At 60.8% G+C, this 16,906-nt stretch carries 17 protein-coding genes and 1 pseudogene; 9 read left to right on the top strand and 9 right to left on the bottom strand.

All coding sequences use genetic code 11. From position 1 onward, the window contains the following. Positions 1 to 52: 52 nt before the first annotated feature. Both NL116_RS28810 and NL116_RS28805 read left to right on the top strand, forming a co-directional pair. Positions 53 to 1,129: a contractile injection system protein, VgrG/Pvc8 family gene (locus tag NL116_RS28810; protein WP_494375025.1), complete on the top strand. Its 1,077-nt coding sequence runs from the start codon at positions 53 to 55 to the stop codon at positions 1,127 to 1,129. After that, positions 1,126 to 1,950 carry a DUF4123 domain-containing protein gene (locus tag NL116_RS28805; protein WP_494375024.1) on the top strand — a complete coding sequence of 275 codons (825 nt, stop codon included), beginning with the start codon at positions 1,126 to 1,128 and terminating at the stop codon, positions 1,948 to 1,950. Before NL116_RS28810 ends, NL116_RS28805 begins: the two co-directional genes overlap by 4 nt. Here NL116_RS28805 and NL116_RS28800 read toward each other — a convergent pair. Beyond that, entirely contained in the window at positions 1,940 to 3,280 is a 1,341-nt protein-coding gene (locus NL116_RS28800; protein ID WP_494375023.1) for an MATE family efflux transporter, read from the bottom strand. The two genes, NL116_RS28805 and NL116_RS28800, sit on opposite strands and share 11 nt — an antisense overlap. A 94-nt stretch (positions 3,281 to 3,374) precedes the next feature. Continuing rightward, positions 3,375 to 3,668 carry a hypothetical protein gene (locus NL116_RS28795; RefSeq protein ID WP_027921886.1) on the bottom strand — a complete coding sequence of 98 codons (294 nt, stop codon included), beginning with the start codon at positions 3,666 to 3,668 and terminating at the stop codon, positions 3,375 to 3,377. A gap of 155 nt (positions 3,669 to 3,823) precedes the next feature. Here NL116_RS28795 and NL116_RS28790 point away from each other — a divergent pair, with 155 nt between their 5' ends. From NL116_RS28790 to NL116_RS28770, 5 genes are all read left to right on the top strand, one after another. After that, positions 3,824 to 4,126 (top strand): MazG-like family protein, encoded by a 303-nt coding sequence (locus tag NL116_RS28790; protein ID WP_007947666.1) that lies wholly within the window; start codon positions 3,824 to 3,826, stop codon positions 4,124 to 4,126. Then, on the top strand, positions 4,126 to 4,875 hold the full coding sequence (locus tag NL116_RS28785) for a methyltransferase domain-containing protein (protein ID WP_494375022.1): 750 nt from the start codon (positions 4,126 to 4,128) through the stop codon (positions 4,873 to 4,875). Before NL116_RS28790 ends, NL116_RS28785 begins: the two co-directional genes overlap by 1 nt. A 12-nt stretch (positions 4,876 to 4,887) precedes the next feature. Then, positions 4,888 to 5,502: a DUF4136 domain-containing protein gene (locus NL116_RS28780; RefSeq protein WP_494375021.1), complete on the top strand. Its 615-nt coding sequence runs from the start codon at positions 4,888 to 4,890 to the stop codon at positions 5,500 to 5,502. Positions 5,503 to 5,549: 47 nt separating this feature from the next. Beyond that, on the top strand, positions 5,550 to 6,116 hold the full coding sequence (locus NL116_RS28775; RefSeq protein ID WP_494375020.1) for a DUF4136 domain-containing protein: 567 nt from the start codon (positions 5,550 to 5,552) through the stop codon (positions 6,114 to 6,116). Positions 6,117 to 6,263: 147 nt separating this feature from the next. Continuing rightward, the gene (locus NL116_RS28770; protein WP_494375019.1) at positions 6,264 to 8,105 is read left to right on the top strand and encodes a pilus assembly protein TadG-related protein; all 1,842 of its coding nucleotides are present in this window, start codon (positions 6,264 to 6,266) and stop codon (positions 8,103 to 8,105) included. Here the strand turns inward: NL116_RS28770 and NL116_RS28765 are convergent. Both NL116_RS28765 and NL116_RS28760 read right to left on the bottom strand, forming a co-directional pair. Continuing rightward, on the bottom strand, positions 8,075 to 10,843 hold the full coding sequence (locus tag NL116_RS28765) for a PAS domain-containing sensor histidine kinase (RefSeq protein WP_494375018.1): 2,769 nt from the start codon (positions 10,841 to 10,843) through the stop codon (positions 8,075 to 8,077). The two genes, NL116_RS28770 and NL116_RS28765, sit on opposite strands and share 31 nt — an antisense overlap. Then, positions 10,840 to 11,280 carry a TadE/TadG family type IV pilus assembly protein gene (locus NL116_RS28760; RefSeq protein ID WP_494375017.1) on the bottom strand — a complete coding sequence of 147 codons (441 nt, stop codon included), beginning with the start codon at positions 11,278 to 11,280 and terminating at the stop codon, positions 10,840 to 10,842. The genes NL116_RS28765 and NL116_RS28760 overlap by 4 nt, the downstream gene beginning before the upstream one ends. A 75-nt stretch (positions 11,281 to 11,355) precedes the next feature. On the opposite strand from NL116_RS28760, the pseudogene NL116_RS28755 reads away from it, so the two are divergent. Together NL116_RS28755 and NL116_RS28750 are read left to right on the top strand one after the other, a co-directional pair. Further along, positions 11,356 to 11,823 (top strand): annotated as a pseudogene (locus NL116_RS28755) (prepilin peptidase); the annotation flags it as partial. A 118-nt stretch (positions 11,824 to 11,941) separates the two neighbouring features. Next, positions 11,942 to 12,721 (top strand): response regulator, encoded by a 780-nt coding sequence (locus tag NL116_RS28750; RefSeq protein WP_494375016.1) that lies wholly within the window; start codon positions 11,942 to 11,944, stop codon positions 12,719 to 12,721. Positions 12,722 to 13,485: 764 nt separating this feature from the next. Here the strand turns inward: NL116_RS28750 and NL116_RS28745 are convergent. From NL116_RS28745 to NL116_RS28725, 5 genes are all read right to left on the bottom strand, one after another. Next, complete coding sequence (locus NL116_RS28745; protein ID WP_494375015.1) at positions 13,486 to 13,863, bottom strand: DUF6124 family protein; 378 nt, start codon at positions 13,861 to 13,863, stop codon at positions 13,486 to 13,488. 254 nt (positions 13,864 to 14,117) lie between these two features. Beyond that, positions 14,118 to 14,390: a DUF3613 domain-containing protein gene (locus NL116_RS28740; RefSeq protein WP_494375014.1), complete on the bottom strand. Its 273-nt coding sequence runs from the start codon at positions 14,388 to 14,390 to the stop codon at positions 14,118 to 14,120. Positions 14,391 to 14,403: 13 nt separating this feature from the next. Next, positions 14,404 to 15,117: a hypothetical protein gene (locus tag NL116_RS28735; RefSeq protein ID WP_494375013.1), complete on the bottom strand. Its 714-nt coding sequence runs from the start codon at positions 15,115 to 15,117 to the stop codon at positions 14,404 to 14,406. A gap of 10 nt (positions 15,118 to 15,127) precedes the next feature. After that, positions 15,128 to 16,018, bottom strand: a complete 891-nt coding sequence (locus NL116_RS28730) for a type II secretion system F family protein (RefSeq protein ID WP_494375012.1) — start codon at positions 16,016 to 16,018, stop codon at positions 15,128 to 15,130. Continuing rightward, entirely contained in the window at positions 16,015 to 16,899 is an 885-nt protein-coding gene (locus NL116_RS28725) for a type II secretion system F family protein (RefSeq protein WP_494375011.1), read from the bottom strand. The genes NL116_RS28730 and NL116_RS28725 overlap by 4 nt, the downstream gene beginning before the upstream one ends. Between the last annotated feature and the right edge of the window lie 7 nt (positions 16,900 to 16,906).

The raw sequence follows: 16,906 nt of genomic DNA, 5'->3' as shown, positions 1-16,906 counted from the left end.
GCCAACTCTCTCGGAGAGAATCCCCAGCCGCCCCTCTTGTAGAGAATCGCCGATGTTCGATCCAGCCAACGAGCCGTCATTTCGTCTGGATGTAGAGGGTCTGCCTGATCCCTTTGTGGTCTTGGCCATTACCGGCAGTGAAGCGATCAGCGAACCTTTTGAGTTCAATATGGAGCTGCTGGTCGATGATCCGGCGCCGGACCTGGCAAGCCTGTTGTACCGGCCGGCCTATTTGCATGCAGGTCCACCGGGAAACGGTTTTCACGGACAGTTGCATGAACTGGTCCTGACCGGACAGGGCGTCACACCCAGGCGCTGTCGTGTGCGCCTGAGGCCGAAACTGGCCTGCCTGGCTCAACGGTTCAGCCAGCGCATTTTCAGCCACCGTTCGGTGCCGGACATCCTCACCCAGGTGCTCAAGGAGCATGGCATCGCCGGCAAGGATCGGCGTTTCGAATTGACCGGCGATTACCCGCCTCGGGATTTCTGCACGCAGTACCAGGAATCGGACTTGCAGTTTTTCCAGCGGCTGTGCGCGCAGGAACGTCTGAATTACCACTTCGAGCACCGCAGACAGGGGCATTGTCTGGTCATTGGTGACGGGCAGGTTCAGGACGGTGCAGCGTTGCCTTATGTGACGACGCGGTCGGCCATGGCTCCCAGGATGCACAGCCTGCAACGGGCCTGGGTGGTCGAGGTCGATGAGCCTCAACCCGATGTCGCCAGGCCCGTCGCCGTGCAATTTGATTGGCTCTATCAGGGCGAAGGCGCGGCCCCCAGCCACTGCTGGCTGTCGATGGCACCGGAACTGGGCGACCTGCACGCCATGCCATTGAGAGACGGTGTTGAGGTGTTGGTGAGCTTTATCGAAGGCGATCCCGATCAACCGGTGATCACCGGATTTCTTTCTGCGCCACCTGTCACCCAGGCGCCAGGCTCGGCCGGGCTTCAGCCTGACACGGTGTCAAATGACAATGGGTCGGTTGATGGAATGTTGCACCTGTTGCAATCCAGCGAGCCGTTGCTGTTGCTCTGTCTATTGCCCGGCGGGGGCAGTTTCACTCATTGTGCACAGACCCTTTGCACTTGCCGGGCCGCGATGCGGCTCGGCCAGAGTGGTGCCGCATGATTGCCGCCCCGGCTCCCGAAGCAAACTCGCAATGGCTGTTGCTCGATACACCGGGCGAGCCTCGGGCCGGTAGGGCACTGCGTCAGCAACTTGCTCATCTTCGGCAGTTCTGGCTGTTTGACGACACCGAATGGCAGCCGTTGAGGAAGGACGGGCCGGTGTTGGTTGACCTCAAGGAATGCCCTGAGCTGGTCGAACGGTGCCATCGTGAACCCCATCTCTGGAGCGGGTTGTGGCTGGTCAGTGAGGCGCCGCCGTCGCAGTTGCTCGAACATTTGCGCCGCATGCTCACCGTCACCGTTGGCCTGCATCACCGTGCCTTACTGAGTTACTACAATCCCCACACCGCCAGCTACTTTTTCGACGCGTGCGATGCCCGGGAACTGAGCCGCTGGCTTGGCCCGATCAGCCAGATACGCTGGTTCGGTGGAACCTGGGCTGATCGAGCCATTGGTTGTCAGGGCTGGCAGCAGTTGTTCAATCCGGGGCTTGCCGTCAAACCGCTCGGCATCGAGGAAGACCTCAGTGCGCGTCAGCGGGACGCGTTGCAATCCTGCATGCTGGAGCAGCATGCCTGTCGTTGGAGCCAATCCACCGGTCGCGACTACACCCGTCTATGGTCCCATCTGAGGGAAGGGCTGGCGCTGGGCTTCAGCGAGCGGCCGGTGCTCGATGGCTGGTTGTGGCTACGTTTGCAGCACCCCGGCACAAAGCCTGAGCTGCCGTTGTCGGGCGCCACCCAGCAGGCGCGTCTCGATAGCCTGCGCATTCTGTGGCAGAGCGATCAACCCAGCGAGGACCCTGACCCCATCATCCTGTGAACCAGCCGTCGTTCTTGCGCAAGTACCACGCGAACGCGCCGAGGCTGAGGCTGCGCAACACCATGAACAGCAGAAAGGTGATCCACAGTCCATGGTTGCCCAAGCCTTGCAGCAGCCAGGCGAAGGGCAGCAGCAGGACCACGGTCAGGAGCATGCCGTTGCGCATTTCCCGGGCGCGAGTGGCACCGATGAACAGCCCGTCGAGCAGGTAACTCCACACCGCAATCAGCGGCAGAGCGGCGAGGTAAGGCAAGTAAATGAACGCGGTGTCGCGCACGCTTTGGATGTTGGTCTGCATCTCGATAAACAGATGCCCGGCGAACGCAAACAGCACGGCAAAGCCCAGGCTCGCCAGCAATGACCAGCCACAGGCGACCACCAGTGAGCGCCGCAACGCTTCTCGATCACGGGCGCCAATGGCGTGCCCGCAGAGGGCTTCCACGGCATGCGCCAAACCGTCCAGTGCGTGGGCCGTCAGCAACAAGCCGTTAAGTAGCAGCGCGTTGGCGGCGACGGTGGCATCACCGAGTCGCGCGCCCTGCACGGTGATCAGGAAAAACACCGATTGCAGCGCCAGGCTACGAATGAATATGTCGCGATTGACCGCCAGCAATGGCCGCCAACTTTGCCACAGCGCCAACGCGGCCCAGACGATGTGACCGGGGTAGGCACGCAAGGCCTTGCGTGTCATCAGCAGGCCAAGCAGTGCGCCGGTCCATTCGGCAATCACCGAGGCGCGGGCTGCGCCGACCACGCCCCATTCCAGCCCGAGAACGAACCACAGGTTCAGCGCGATGTTTACCAGGTTGGTGCTCAGCAGAATCGCCAGCGGCGCCCGAGCGTTCTGGGTGCCGAGGAACCAGCCGACCAGTGCATAACTGGCCAGCGCCGCTGGCAGTCCGAACAGCCGGGTGTGGAAGAACTCGCGGGTCAGTTGATCCAGCCCCGCCGACGGTTGCATGAAGTGCAGCGCGACGCCGCTCAAGGGAACACCCATGGCGCCCAGGACAATCGCCAGGCCCATGGCCAGTAACAGGCCTTGCAGCAAAATCTGTCGCAACGCCGCGCCATCCCCGCGTCCGGCAGCCTGCGCCGCGAACCCGGTAGAGCCCATGCGCAAAAAGCCCATGGCCCACGCCAGGAAGGTATACAAACTGGCCCCGACCGCAACGGCGCCCAACTGATGGGCGTGGGGCAGGTGGCCGATGACCGTACTGTCGACCAGCGCCACCAGCGGTACGGAAATGTTCGACAGAATCATCGGCGCGGCCAGCGCCCAGACCCGGCGATGGGTCGGGCGGTCACGCCAGTCGGCAATCAGGTTGGACATGCAGGCTCCTTGGCGAAGCCGGCATTGTAGCGGTAGGCGCGCGCATAGCGAGTGTGGGAGCGAGCAGGCTCGCTCCTGCAGGGGTTTTTGGGTGTCAGTGGATAATCCAGCTCAGCAACCACAGCCCCAGCAGCAACCAGATAATCCCCATGATGACCGACGCATTCATGAACGCCCGAATCGCCGACCACAACAGCATCAGCCCCAGGATCAACGCAATGATGTTGATAATCGAAGTGTCCATCCCCAGTGTCCGGGACAACCCATCGACAAAGTTGCTGCCAGCGTGGCTCAACAGGTTGAACAGGCCACTGAGGGCGTCAACGATAAAGCGGATGACCGAACCGAGCGCCTGGCCGAGCCATTCGAAAAAACCTTCTACCTGCATGTCGTTAACGTCCTGATGAAAGTGATTGAGCCTTGGGCCATTGATCGCGGTGGCGAGTTCCCCACAAGCATAGAGGGTTGCATTGCACCTGTGGGAAAAGTGCCCTTGCCATCCCCGGCCATCCCCCCGAAGCTATACGCCTTCAGGAGAGCCCGATGAACCTTGTTGAACTGACCGAACGCCTGCACGCCATCCGCGATCGCAATGACTGGCGGCAATTTCACAGCCCGAAAAACCTCGCCATGGCCGCCAGCGTGGAAATGTCCGAGCTGGTGGAGATTTTCCAGTGGCTGACCGAAGACCAGTCGCGTCAATTGCCGGCCGACAAGCTCGCCCACGCCGGGCAGGAAGTCGGCGACATCGTGCTCTATTTATTGCTGCTGTGCAGCGAGTTGGGGCTGGACATGAATGAAGTCGTGCGCAGCAAACTCGCGGACAGTGAAAAGAGGTTCAGCTGATGAGTGATCGTCATTTCGATCAACTGGCGACTCGCTTCGCCGAAAAAATCTACGGCGGAGCCAAAGGCGCGATCCGCCTGGCGGTGCTGCAGGCCGACCTGGCCGAAACACTTCCGGACCGACCGCTGCGTGTGCTCGACATCGGCGCTGGCCTGGGCCACATGTCGTTGTGGCTGGCCCAGCGCGGTCATGACGTCACGCTGGCCGAGCCCGCCGAGCCGATGCTCGAAGGCGCCCGCCAACGGTTCGCCGAGGCCGGGCAGAGCGCGACGTTCATTCAGGCGCCGTGGCAGGAACTGCTCGGTCAGCTTACTGAACCCTACGACCTGGTGCTGTGCCATGCCGTGCTGGAATGGCTCGCCGAACCTCACGCGATCTTGCCGGTATTGCATCAATTGACGAAGCAAGACGGCTGGTTGTCCCTGGCCTTCTACAACCGCGATGCGTTGATTTACCGCAACTTGCTCAAGGGCCACTTTCGCAAGATGCGCAAGAACGACATGGCTGGCGAAAAGCAGAGCCTGACCCCGCAACAGCCGCTCGACCCGCGTGAATTGGCGGCGGCACTTGAAGGCCTGTGGCAGGTCGAAACTCAGAGCGGGGTGCGGGTTTTTCACGACTATATGCCGGTGGAATTCCAGGCCCGCGCCGAGCTGGTGGACCTGCTCGAAATGGAACTGGCCCACCGTCGTCATCCGGGCTTTGCCGGGCTTGGGCGCTATTTGCACTGGATCTGTCGGCCGGTCTGATCGGAGGTCGAAATGAAAAGTCGTTCAGGGTTACTGGTGATCTGTCTCGGGCTGGCGGCCTGCCAGGGCAGCAACCCGTATGTGGCGTCGTCGAACCCGATTCCGCCGGCGCCTCCAGGCGCTGACAAGGTTTTTGATCGTAGCGCCTACCCGGCGGCGCCGCGTGACTACGGGCTTTATCGCAGCTGGGCGTGGCTCGACGGCCATCTGCCACCGGGCACGACCTGGGCAGACTCGGCGCAGGTGGCCGAAGTGGTCAGCAATGCCCTCGATCAGCGCGGCTTGCGCCCGCTGCACGATAACCGTCCGGCCGACGTGCTAGTCAGCGCCAACCTGCACCAGGAAACCCGTTTGCTCCAAGCGCAGGACGACTACGGTTACTACGGTGGCGGTTACGGTGGTTACAACCACTATGGCAACGGTTACGGCATGTACGGCAGCGTGCCAATCGTGCGCACGTATCAGGAACAAGTGCTGGTGGTGCAGGTGAATCTGTACGACGCCGGCACCGGTCAGCTCGTGTGGAGCGGTAGCGCCGAAACCGGCCAAAGCGGCAGCCAGAGCGAGCAAGCCGACGCCCTGCGAAAGGCTGTAGAAAAGGCAATGTCGGCGTATCCTCCCAGTTAGCTTCTTTAGTCAATAAGCCTTTCGCAGGCCTCAACGGGAGAAAGATCATGTCCTGCCGTCTCGCTGTACTGGCTGTGACTGCGCTGCTCAGTGCGTGCGCTGCCAACCCGGTCAATTATGACTTTGACGCCAGCCGCGATTTTGCCGCTTACCGCAGCTGGAGCTGGAAAGAGCCCGCCGTGCAATACCGCCCCGATGACCCGCGAATCAAGAGTGACCTGACTGAACAGCGCATCCGTGAGTCGATCAGTGATCAGCTCGATCAGCGAGGCTTGCGTCCGGCTGCCGCAGGCACCCGGAGCGATTTGAACGTGCAAACCTACCTGATCGTCGAAGAGCGCCAGCAACAAGTCACCACCAACTATGGCGGCGGTTATGGCAACCCCTGGAGCGGTTACTGGGGCGCGCCGATGTATAACGAAACCCGCAACGTCAGCTACAAAGTGGCGACTATCCAGATCGACCTGCTCGACGGCAAGGACGGCAAGCTGGTGTGGCGAGGCAGTGACGAACAACTGCTCAGCGGATCGCCGAATCCGGAGGATCGCAGCAATGCGATACACGAAAACGTGAAGCGCATCCTGGCCAACTACCCACCCAAATTAGCCCGCTAACACCACAAGTCTCCTTGCAGGCGTGAGCCTGCAAGGGTTTTTTGTGTTGTTGGCTGGCGAGTTGCCAGCATTCTCGCCACCCCTTGTCTACACTGCTTTTTACCAACGGAGAAAGCCCCCGGCTGTGCACCGGCAAAGGAGTGCGCGATGTCTCCCCGCTTGCAGTTTCGTGGACCGGCCCGGCAACGGGGGGCGATTGGTTTGATGGCGGCGCTGACCCTGGCGGCGGCGCTATTGTGCCTGGTGGTTGTGGTCGACACTGGCCGGCTCTACCTGGAAAAACGCAACCTGCAGCGAGTCGCCGACATGGCCGCGCTGGAAGCCGCCACACGGGGCGGTGACTGCCTGGCCGGCACCTCCGCCGTCACCTACGCCACCGCCAGCGCCCAGCGCAATGGTTTCGCCATCCCCAGCGTCGGCCGTGGCCTGGCCGTTGCCTGCGGCGTGGTGAACGTGAACGCCGGCAATATTCGGGTATTCGCCGCTGATGCGAGCAAAAGCGAGGCGATCCAGGTCATCGCCAGCCATCGGGTGCCGCAGAGTCTGGCCGGCGGTCTCGGTGCGATGTTCGGCGGCGCGCCTGCCAACTCAACGATCAACCTGAGTGCCACGGCGGTCGCGGGTGTTGCAGGGCCGCCGGTAGCACAACTGAGTATTCGCAGTACGCTGGCCGACGTTAATTTGTTGAACGGTATGTTGTCCGGCTTGAGCGGTGCGCCTATCAACCTGACCCTCGCGAGTTGGAACGGTTTGGTGGCGGCCAATATCAACCTGCTCAAATACATGGATCAGCTTGCCATCGACCTGCATGTCACCGCGGGGGATTACACGCAACTGCTCGGTGCGGACGCCACGGTCGGCCAATTGCTGCGAGCCGCCGCGACAGTGGCCCAGGCGAATGGCGCAACGGCGGACGTACAAACCGGTTTGAATGCGCTGGCCAGCACCGTCGTCAACCCGCTCAAAGTGCATTTGGGTGACATCCTGCAGTTGCAGACGGGCAGTACCGCGTCCGGTCTGAACGCCAACGTTAATGCCTTTCAACTGGTCCAGGCATTTATCGAACTGGGCAACAGCAAGAGTCCGGTGACGGGCACGCTTCCAGTGAATTTGCTTGGACTGGGCCTGGGTGCCACAGCAAATATCAAAGTGATCGAGCCGCCGCAACTGTCGGTGGTCGGTAGCCCGGCATTGGCAAAACTGGCGCCCTTGGGGGCCAATCGAATCTATGTGCGCACCGCGCAGGTCCGGGTGTTGGTGAGCCTGGATTTGTCGTTGATAACTAACCTGACCAGTTTGGTGTCGGGCATCCTGTCCGTTGTCGTCGCGCCCTTGGGACTCGATCTTCGCGTATTGCCCGATCACAATCTGGACGTCAGTCTTGAAGCAGGTGGCGGCAGCAGTTACGTCACCGACTACACCTGCGCCAGCGAGACCAATAAGAGCCTGACCGCCTTCGCCACCACGACGGTGGCTGAGTTGCGGGTCGGGCGGGTCAATTCGGATTGGGCTTCCTCGACTGCACCTATGAGCGTTACGCCTTACACCTTGCTCGATATTCGGCATGCCGGCGTGCCCTTTTCCGGAGGTGGCGCTGAAGTCAGGATCGACAGCCCCGTCGTACCGGCCAGCGCATCAACCACATTCATCAACCCGCCGAAAGTAGGGCTGGCCCCCTCCAATCCGCCTTACACCTTGATAGCTACCAATGCGATTTCCGGCTTGTCGCAGGCGATCAATCCCTTGCCATTGATTGTCCACACGCCGTCATTCAGTCCCGGCTTCCTGTTACAGGTTGTGTTCGACCTGCTGAACTCGTTACTCACCAGCGTGTTTTCGCTGCTGACGACGACATTGAGTTCAATCCTCAGCCCACTGCTCGACAACCTGCTCAACACCGTCCTGAAAACCCTCGGGATCGAGGTCGGGAAAATTCAGGTCGGCGCCAACCTCAGCTGTCACTCCGGCCGTGCATCGCTGGTGATCTGATCCGGCGGAGCAACCGGCAGCTCGATGCAAAACCGTGCGCCCTCCACCGAGTTGCGCACGCTCAAACGTCCGCCCATGTTCTCGACGATGCCGTAGCTCACCGACAACCCCAACCCCGTGCCGATGCCGACCGGTTTGGTGGTGAAGAACGGTTCGAAAATCTTCTCCATCAGCCGCGGATCAATGCCGCCGCCATTGTCCTCGACCCACAGTCGCACCGACTGCTTGTCCCGTTCGGCGTACACCGAAATCCATGGCTTGAACTCGCGGTCGGCCTCGCGTTTGCTCAACAGTGCGTCCCGGGCGTTGACCATCAGGTTGATCAACACCTGCTCCAGCTGATCGACGTAACCACGCACTTGCACGTCAAAACCGGTCTCGCTGACGCGCAGTTCAACGCCTTTGCCGCGCATGCCTTCGGCCAGCAGCGACAGCGTGCCTTCGATGGCCTGCGCCGGGTTGAACGGATGCTGTTCGATCTCCGAGCGGCGACCAAACACGCGCATGTGATCCACCACCCGCGCGGCGCGCTGGACCTGTGAATCGATGCGGTTGAGCTTGTCGGTGAGGTAGTCGATCTGCACCTCGCCCGTGCTCAGTCGCTTGAGCACATTGACGATGGCCATGCGCATCACGTTCAGCGGCTGATTGATTTCGTGCGCCAGACCGGTGGCCATTTCGCCGAGGGTGGCCATTTTGGCGCTCTGCGTGAGTTGCTGCTGCGAGCGCCGGACTTCGGTGTTATCGCGGCCGACAGCCTGAATCTCCATCAGGTGCCCTTGCTCATCGAACACCCCGCGATCCGACCAGACCCACCATGCGTGCTCCCGGCCGGGCAGTTGCAGGTTGATTTCCGCGGTGCTCACCGGGAATTCCGGGCTCAGTTGACTGAGCCGTTGCACGAACGCGTCGCGTTGTTCGTTCGACATCCATTGGCCCAGATTCACCCCGGGCAGTTGTTCGGGCTGGCATTCCAGATAGGTCGCCAACGGCCGATTGCCAAAGGTCAGTGTCAGGTCCGGGCGATACCGGCAAATCATCGCGGGCGAGTCTTCCACCAGAATCCGGTAGCGCTCTTCGCTCTGCTTCACGTGTTCGGCGGCCAGGGTCGCTTCGGTAACGTCCAGCCACAAGCCGACAGCTTCCACCGGCAGGCCGAGGTCATCGCGCAGCAGCTTGGCCTCATCGAGCAGCCAGTGGTAATCGCCGCGATGGTCGCGCAGTCGGTAGCGGGCGCGCACCGAGCCTTCGCGCAGCAACTGCCGGCTGCGCTCGAAATACTGATCGCGGTCCTGCGGGTGAATGCGTTCGATCAAGGCCCCGGCGCTGCAATCGGCGAGGGTCAGCCCGAGCAGCGGCAGCAGGCTGTCGCTGAAAAACGTCGGTTGCAGCGCACCTTCGACGTAGCGCTGCACGTAAATCACCGCGGGTGAGCTGGCGATCAGATTGTCCAGTCGCGCATGGGCGGTGGCGGCGTTCTGTTGCTGATTCTTGATGTCGCTGATGTCGAGCATGAACCCGACCAAGCGCCGCTGTTTGCCAGCGCCCAGGGCTTGGCCTTGCAGGCGATACCATATCGGCGTTTGTGTTGATTCGGGTCGGTGCAGGCGTACGCACAGCAACAACGGGGTGCCGGCGTCCTGCAAATCCTGCAAGCGACTGCGCAGTTCTTCGCGGTCGGCGGGGTGTACCCGGTCGAGCCATTCGCTCAGCGGTAATTGCGTGCTCGTCAGGTCCAACACACTGGCGAGCGACGGCGCCAGTTGCACCTCGGCGCGGTCGCTGAACACTTCCCACCAACCGGTGCCGAGCAATCCTTGCAGTGATTCCAGCCGTTCCAGTTGCAAGTGATGACGATGCTCGCGCAGGCGTTCCAGCAGCGGGCTGGCCAGGGCGGCGCAGAGCTGCAACCAGTCACTGTCGTTGAGGTCCGGGGCGCGTTGCTGCGCTGTATAGACACCGCAGAGTAACCAGGCAACCACACCGTGAGCATCGTAATAGGGCACCGCCAAACCGTCGGCATGCCCGAAGACGTCTTGCAGGCGCGGGTGCGCGGCGGGTGTCAGGTGTTGTGCGGCCGAGCCGTTCAAACTGTCGAGCCCGGTGCCGAGGCGCTGAGCGTTTTGCCACAGCTTCGGCGCATCGAAGGCGGCGTATTGTTGATGAATTTGCCAGCCCTGTGCCTGCTCATCGAGCAGTGCCACCGCGATGCACGGGATGTGAAAACGTTGCGCCAGCACCTGAAGCTGATCCAGCAACACATCGGGCAGGCGCGCCAGGCTGCACAGGCGCAGCTGTTCGCTGATCTTTGCCGTGAGTAACTGGTTCTGTTCGCGGTTGCGCGATTGCCGGCGCTCAAGCAAGACGTCGCCGATGTCGAGCAACTGCAACAACCAGTTTTTTTCCACCGGTTGGACCCAGCCGCGCAGGTGCAGTGGTTGTCCGCTGACGGTGTAGAAGTCCAGGTCCAGGGTTTGCCCTTGCCAGTCTGCTGGCGCACCTTCGACCACGAGACTGCTGTGAGGCATGAGGTAATCCACCAGCAGCGGGGACTGCGCGGCTGGAATCTGTTGGGCCAACATATGCCGCAGCGGTCCCGTCTGATGAATCACTCGGCCTTCGGCATCCAGATACAGCTGCAACCCGACACTCTGCACGCACAATGCGTCGGGCATGGCCACAGGCTGTGGCGGTGGGCGATTCAGCAGGCGGCCGAACAGTTTGTCGCCGGAACTCAAAATTGCAGACTCGAACTGGCGCTGAGGGTCGCCGGCAGACTGGGTACCGAGCCGATCCCCGGCAGTACCAGAAACGGCATCACACGATTGAGCTTGCTGGCGGGGTAACTGATTTGCACCTTCAGCACCCCGCCGACAAAGGTGATGGTGGTGTCGGTGGCGGCATTGAAGTTCAGTGCGGCAGGAATCCAGGTCAGTTGCCGGGCCAGTTCGGCCGCAGCGGTGGATTGCACCAAGGCCGCGTAACCGGGCGCGTTCGGGTCCACCGCTACGCTGCGGCGCACGGCTTCGGCGGTCGATTGGTTGAACGATTGCATCAGTAACAGCGGCAAGCTGTAACTCACAATCCCATAGAACACGGCGAAAAAAAGCACGAACACCAAGGCGAATTCAATCGCAACGGCGCCTTTTTGCTTGCGGGGGAGGCTTGATTTCATGAGTGCGTCTACCCTGACTGTCACGACGTGATATCAGCATAGAATCATTCAGCCATAACGGATGTCTTTTACCGAATGCAAAGCTTTGTTTTGTTGATCTGGTTGACGTTCTGCGCGGCACAGGATGCCCGGGAAAAGCACATCGCCAACGGTCTGACCCTCGGCGCAGGCGCGTTGGCGCTGACCTGGCTGCTGTTGACCGACACGACTTGGCTGGGCGCCGAGGCCGCGCAGGGCGGTTGGGCGTTGTTGCTGGCGCTGGCGTTCACCTTGCCCGGTTATGCGTTGCGTCGCATGGGCGCGGGCGATGTAAAACTGATGGGCGCCCTGGGTCTCGCGACGGACGGTATGCACCTGCTGGGCAGCTTTATCGGCGCCGCATTGGCCAGCCTTTTATGGCTGCTGGTGGCGCCAAGAGTCTGGCTTCATTTGGGTCAAGGGCTTAGGACTCGTCTTCGATACCTGGAGCCGGGAGTGTCAAGGAAACAGCCATTTGCACCCTTTGTGTTGGTGGGTTTGTTGTTCACGATCGCCTGGATTCACTGGTCGCCCGCTCTATGTACAGAGTCAGAAAGTGCGTCTACTTTCAAATCACTGGTGGTACAGCCTGGGGGCTGTCAGTACAGGAGCGGTCAGCATTGGCCTGAGCAGGGAGTGGCGCGTGAATAAGTTTACGTCTGCGGTAAAAATCCTGGTGGTTGATGATCAGCCTTTGATCGTGGAGGAACTGTGCGAATTCCTCGAGAGCAAGGGCTATGGCTGTATTGCGTGTGAGTCCGGCCAGCAGGCGATTGAGCGCTTTGAGGCGGATCTGGATGTTGGCTTGGTGTTGTGCGATTTGCAGATGCCTGGGCTGGACGGAATTGAGTTGGTTCAGGCGTTGCAGCGGTTGTCCGGCAAGCACCGGGCGTTTGAAGCCATCATGTTGACGGGGCGCGCGGAAAAGCAGGATGTGATCAAGGCGCTGCGGGCCGGGTTTGCTGATTACTATCAGAAGCCGGTCGATTTGGGTGAGTTGCTGGAAGGGGTTCAGCGTCAGGAAGTGGCGTTGCAGGAGTGGCAAAAAAATCTGGCGCTGGGGCATTTGAATCAGAAGTTGCAGTACCTTTCCGAGTCGATCGATGATTTGTATCAGGATCTGGATAAGGTTCGACGTGGGCCTCAGGCGGATGTTGGCGATGCTGAGGTCAGTGATGTGGATCGGGTGGAGATGCCGGCGATTTTCAATCAGTTGTCGCCACGCCAGTTGGATGTTGCGCGGTTGGTGGGTAAGGGACAGACCAATTATCAGATTGCGTGTGAGCTTGGGATTACCGAGAACACGGTGAAGTTGTATGTGTCGCAGGTGTTGCGTTTGACGCATATGCATAACCGGACGCAGTTGGCGTTGGCGTTGTCGCCCAGCAGTTCCGGGATGCGCCAGCGGGTGACGGCGCACTGATTTTCCTCAGCTGCATGCGTTTTAATCTGTAGGGGTGAGCCTGCTCGCGATGGCGTCCTCATATCCAACCAATTTCTCCCAGATGTACCCGGATTAAACTGTGGGAGCTGGCTTGCCTGCGATGGCGTCCTGACAGCCGACCAATCTCTATCAGATGTACTCAGATCAAACTGTGAGAGCGAGCCTGCTCGCGATGGCGTCCTGACAGACGACCATTCTATTCCTCGGTGTACATATCCATTCCTGCGGTAACGGCCACTAATGGTTCCGCCCTTACGGCGTGTCACTTTGGCAAACGCCCCAAAGTAACCAAAGGTCTCGCCCCGAGCGTCCGGCCCCTCGCTTAGGCTCGGCGTTCCTTCGTTCCGGTATCCATCCGGGGACACTGCCCTCCGGTCTGCTTCGCGACGACCTACATGCAGCGTGTTCGACTGCGTCGAACGGCGCTGCGCGCCACTCCCCGGATGCACACCTCCACTCAGCCTTCCGAAGGGGCGGATGAATCAAGATCAAGAGCTGCAGGCGAGCTAACGCTCGGCCTGATGAATGGTGAGAAGCAAGGGCTGTACGCCGATCAATTGTAGGAGCCTGGCTTGCCAGCGATGGCGGCCTGACAGCCGACCATTCTCTGGCAGATGTACACCGATCCACCGTAGGAGCCGAGCTCGCTCGCGATAGCGGACTCACATTCAACGTTGATGGCGACTGACACTCCGTCATCGCGAGCAAGCTCGGCTCCTACAGGGATTGACGCATCAGTGGGATCAGCGATGTGGCGTGGGTTTGGGCAGTTCGAGGTTATCCATCATCCTGTTCGCCGCCAGTTCGGCGAGCATGACGATCTGCTGGATGGCCATTGCCGTGTTGCGATGTGGGCCTTCCAGGTAAGCGGCAAAATCGCCGGCCATTACGCTGGCCTGAGCCAGGGATTCACAGGTGTGAGCCAGCAGGTCTTCGTCTTTGAGGTCCGGTGCAAGCATGAACATTGTGCTGGGTTTGCGGGTGGGCGGTGATTTCAGGGCCGCAGGATTGAGGTAGTGATTCAGTGCGCGTTCGGCGGCGTCGTGGAATTTTTTGGAATCGACGGATTCGTAGGGGGAAACGTCGTCGGTTTCCGGGGGATTTGGGATTTCTTTGATCATGGTGAATCTCCAAGGATTATGCACCAAGTAAGCTAATTCAGGCCGCGACGCCCAGTCGCTGAATTTGCAGCGACCCCCAAAGCCTACCCATTTACCGTCTGACCCAACAACCGACACAACCTGTCGGAATCCGCCTCAAAAACCGTCCCGGCTGTAGGACCCGCGTAAATTTTCAGACGGATCTCACTCGAACTGTGGGTGCGACGATTCGACCTGCTCGCGAAGGCGGCAAACCAGTCACAAAAAATCCAAACCTAACCCCCCGACCCACTGCTCACCGTCCCCCCCTGATCCTGATCAAAAAACTGCGGGATCTCGTGCTCATAACTCTTCAACCAGCGCTGCATGCTCAACTCCCGCTCAGTCGCCGTCGAGGTCTGCGGTTTCTGCGAAGCCGCCTTGTTGCTGCTTTGCAGTTGAAGCCAGCCTTCGGTTTCCGCTTGTTGTGGCGAGGATGGGCCGTCGAGCGCAAGGGCGGCGAGGGGCAGGGCCAGCAGGCCGAGGCAGCAGAGGACGATTGGTTTCATCGCAAGGGACTCCCTATTGAAGGCTCGGTGTCGTGACGACGGCGACCTGGTTCGCAGGAATCGGGCCAGTCCTGCCCGGGGTTTTGAGTTTTTGGGCGCGTTCCTGGGCTTCGATGACTTGGGCGGGGCTCAGGCCCAAGCGGCTGACGAGTTCGGCGGCGCGGCTCCAGTCGTCCTGGTAGATCAGCAGCGTCACCATGTTCAAGGCGGCCAGTGGGTCGCCTTGTTTGAGTTCCATGGCGGTGAGGAATTCGAAGCGTGCATCGTCGACGCGCAATTGGTTGAGGTACACCACGCCGAGGTCGTTGCGGATTTTGTCGTCGGTGGGCGCCAGCCGCGCGGCGCGCAGCAGGTGGGCCTGGGCCTGGCCATTATCGCCCTTGGCGGCGGCGAGTTGGCCCAGGCCGTGTTCGGCTTCGGCGGCCATGCAGGTGCCGAGCAGGCTGCGGTATAACGGCTCGGCTTCGCTGCGGCCCAGCAGGCGGTAGACCTTGGCCCGGCGCAGGCGCACGTCGGCTACGTTGTCCGGCAGGCTTTGCAGGTTGGCGAGGCTGGCGTGCAGTTTGCCGTCGTTGGCCATGTCGTCGGCCAGGTTCAATTTCAGCTGTTCTTCGGAACCCAATTTGCTGCAACTGGCGCTGCTGGTCAGGGCGTTCCACGGCGCCTGGCCGTCGGTGGCGCAACCGCCCAATAACAGCAAACTCAAACCGGCAATCATTGCTTTCATCAGGAGCCCTCTACGAACCAATGGCCCGGGCCAGGGCGGTGAAGCCCGGACCGGCCAACACGATCAATAACGCCGGGAAGAGAAACAGCATCATCACGACGGACATTTTGGCGGACATCTTGGAGATGTATTCCTGCAGGCGCGTCAGGCGCCGGTCATCGAATAACTGCTTGAGCGACAGCAGGGATTTCATGGCTCCGCCGCCCTGATGGATCAACTGTTCAAGGATCACGCAGGTGTCGGTGAACTCATCGACCGCCAGCAAGCGGCTGGTTTTTTGCAACTCTTCGCCCAGTTCCAGGCCGGAGTCGACACGGGCCAGTACCAGACCCAGTTCATGGGTCAGCGCGGGCATGAGCTGTTTCCCTTCAGTGCTCAGGACACGCAAAGACTGCTCAACCGCCATGCCCGATTCGAACAGGATGCGCAGCAGCGGGATGAAGGTGGAAATTTCCAGTGCCAACTGTTTTTGTCGACGCTTCGAAGCGGCGGCGAGTAAACGTTTAGGCAGCAAATAGCCGATGGCCGTGGCAAACAGCGGGGTGACCCAGTGGTTTTCCACGTTGGGGTGAAACAGCCCCTGAAGCAACAGACTCAAAACCAGTACCAGCACCGGCACGCCCACCTGAAAGGCGGCGAACAGCGAGCGCCGGCGGGCGCTGCGCCACCCCAGGCGGTTGAGCAGTGCCTGGGTTTCGTTGTCCAGATTGACCGAGCGCTGACCGATCCGGCTATTGCCCAACGCCTGCAACCAGAGACCCAACTGGCTGTGGCCGGGCGGTTTGCCGTCCAGCCGCTGGGCTACCTGACGTGCTCGGCGACGCTGCTCCAGCAGGCTGCTGAGCAGCAACAGCGAGGCCCCTGAAAACAACAGCGCGCTGATCAACAGAGGTATTTTCATACGCTGCGCAACATGCGCCAGAGCGCCAGGCTGCCCACTACCTGAAGGCCGAACGCTGTCGCCAGCATGAGTTGTCCCGATCTGTCGTGCCACATCGCGAGGAAGTAGGTGGGGTTGGCGACCAGGAAATAGCCGGCCATCGATATCGGCAAAATGCCCAGCACCCACGCGGTTACCCGGGTTTCACCGGTCATGGCGCTGAGCTGGCGGGCGGCCTGCTCGCGTTCACGGATCATTTTGATCAGATTCTCCAGCAGTTCACTGGCATTGCCGCCGTAGCGATGATTGACCTTCAAACCCAGGGCGAGCAGGCGCAGTTCATCTCTCTCATACAACTCGGCGAAGTCCGATGCGGCGTCGGGCAGGCTGACGCCCAACTGCACGTTGCGCTGGACCCGGCCCATGGCATTTTTCAGAGGATCCTCGGCGGCCTCGATGGCACCGAGCAGGGCGTCGGCCAGGGTTCGACCGGATTTCAGGCTGCGCACGGTGTGATCAAGCAACGGTGGCAGTTGCTCGATCATGCGCTTGAGTCGACGCTGATAATGCCAACTGACATACAGCCGCAGGAGCAACGGCGGCGCCAGTACAAACACCAGTGCACCGATCCAGCCCCCAACGACAAATCCCAGCAAAATACCGAGGGCCCATAGCAACAGCCAGCGCCCTAATCGTTCGGAAGGACGACCGAGACCAGCGCGCAGAAACGCCCGCTCCGGTCCGGCCCAGGACGTTTTATCGACGACGATTTGCGGTTGCCCTTGGGTCAGGCGCCCCAGCACGCGTTCGGTCCCGGTCTGGCGCAACCCGCGGAGCAACAAGCGGATCGATAGCCCGGACAGGATGAGGCAAACGAGAATCAGCAGCGCCGGTTTGAGCATGCCGTGG

This window comes from Pseudomonas sp. FBCC-B1667 (assembly GCF_059133255.1).
Note: the sequence above shows the minus strand (reverse complement) of the source record. Positions and strands in the feature narration are given on the sequence as shown.

Bases quoted from the DNA above. Each gene is read 5' to 3' on its own strand.
- NL116_RS28810 (WP_494375025.1), top strand. From the start codon at position 53: ATGTTCGATCCAGCCAACGAGCCGTCATTTCGTCTGGATGTAGAGGGT.
- NL116_RS28805 (WP_494375024.1), top strand. From the start codon at position 1,126: ATGATTGCCGCCCCGGCTCCCGAAGCAAACTCGCAATGGCTGTTGCTC.
- NL116_RS28800 (WP_494375023.1), bottom strand. From the start codon at position 3,280: ATGTCCAACCTGATTGCCGACTGGCGTGACCGCCCGACCCATCGCCGG.
- NL116_RS28795 (WP_027921886.1), bottom strand. From the start codon at position 3,668: ATGCAGGTAGAAGGTTTTTTCGAATGGCTCGGCCAGGCGCTCGGTTCG.
- NL116_RS28790 (WP_007947666.1), top strand. From the start codon at position 3,824: ATGAACCTTGTTGAACTGACCGAACGCCTGCACGCCATCCGCGATCGC.
- NL116_RS28785 (WP_494375022.1), top strand. From the start codon at position 4,126: ATGAGTGATCGTCATTTCGATCAACTGGCGACTCGCTTCGCCGAAAAA.
- NL116_RS28780 (WP_494375021.1), top strand. From the start codon at position 4,888: ATGAAAAGTCGTTCAGGGTTACTGGTGATCTGTCTCGGGCTGGCGGCC.
- NL116_RS28775 (WP_494375020.1), top strand. From the start codon at position 5,550: ATGTCCTGCCGTCTCGCTGTACTGGCTGTGACTGCGCTGCTCAGTGCG.
- NL116_RS28770 (WP_494375019.1), top strand. From the start codon at position 6,264: ATGTCTCCCCGCTTGCAGTTTCGTGGACCGGCCCGGCAACGGGGGGCG.
- NL116_RS28760 (WP_494375017.1), bottom strand. From the start codon at position 11,280: ATGAAATCAAGCCTCCCCCGCAAGCAAAAAGGCGCCGTTGCGATTGAA.
- NL116_RS28745 (WP_494375015.1), bottom strand. From the start codon at position 13,863: ATGATCAAAGAAATCCCAAATCCCCCGGAAACCGACGACGTTTCCCCC.
- NL116_RS28740 (WP_494375014.1), bottom strand. From the start codon at position 14,390: ATGAAACCAATCGTCCTCTGCTGCCTCGGCCTGCTGGCCCTGCCCCTC.
- NL116_RS28735 (WP_494375013.1), bottom strand. From the start codon at position 15,117: ATGAAAGCAATGATTGCCGGTTTGAGTTTGCTGTTATTGGGCGGTTGC.
- NL116_RS28730 (WP_494375012.1), bottom strand. From the start codon at position 16,018: ATGAAAATACCTCTGTTGATCAGCGCGCTGTTGTTTTCAGGGGCCTCG.
- NL116_RS28725 (WP_494375011.1), bottom strand. From the start codon at position 16,899: ATGCTCAAACCGGCGCTGCTGATTCTCGTTTGCCTCATCCTGTCCGGG.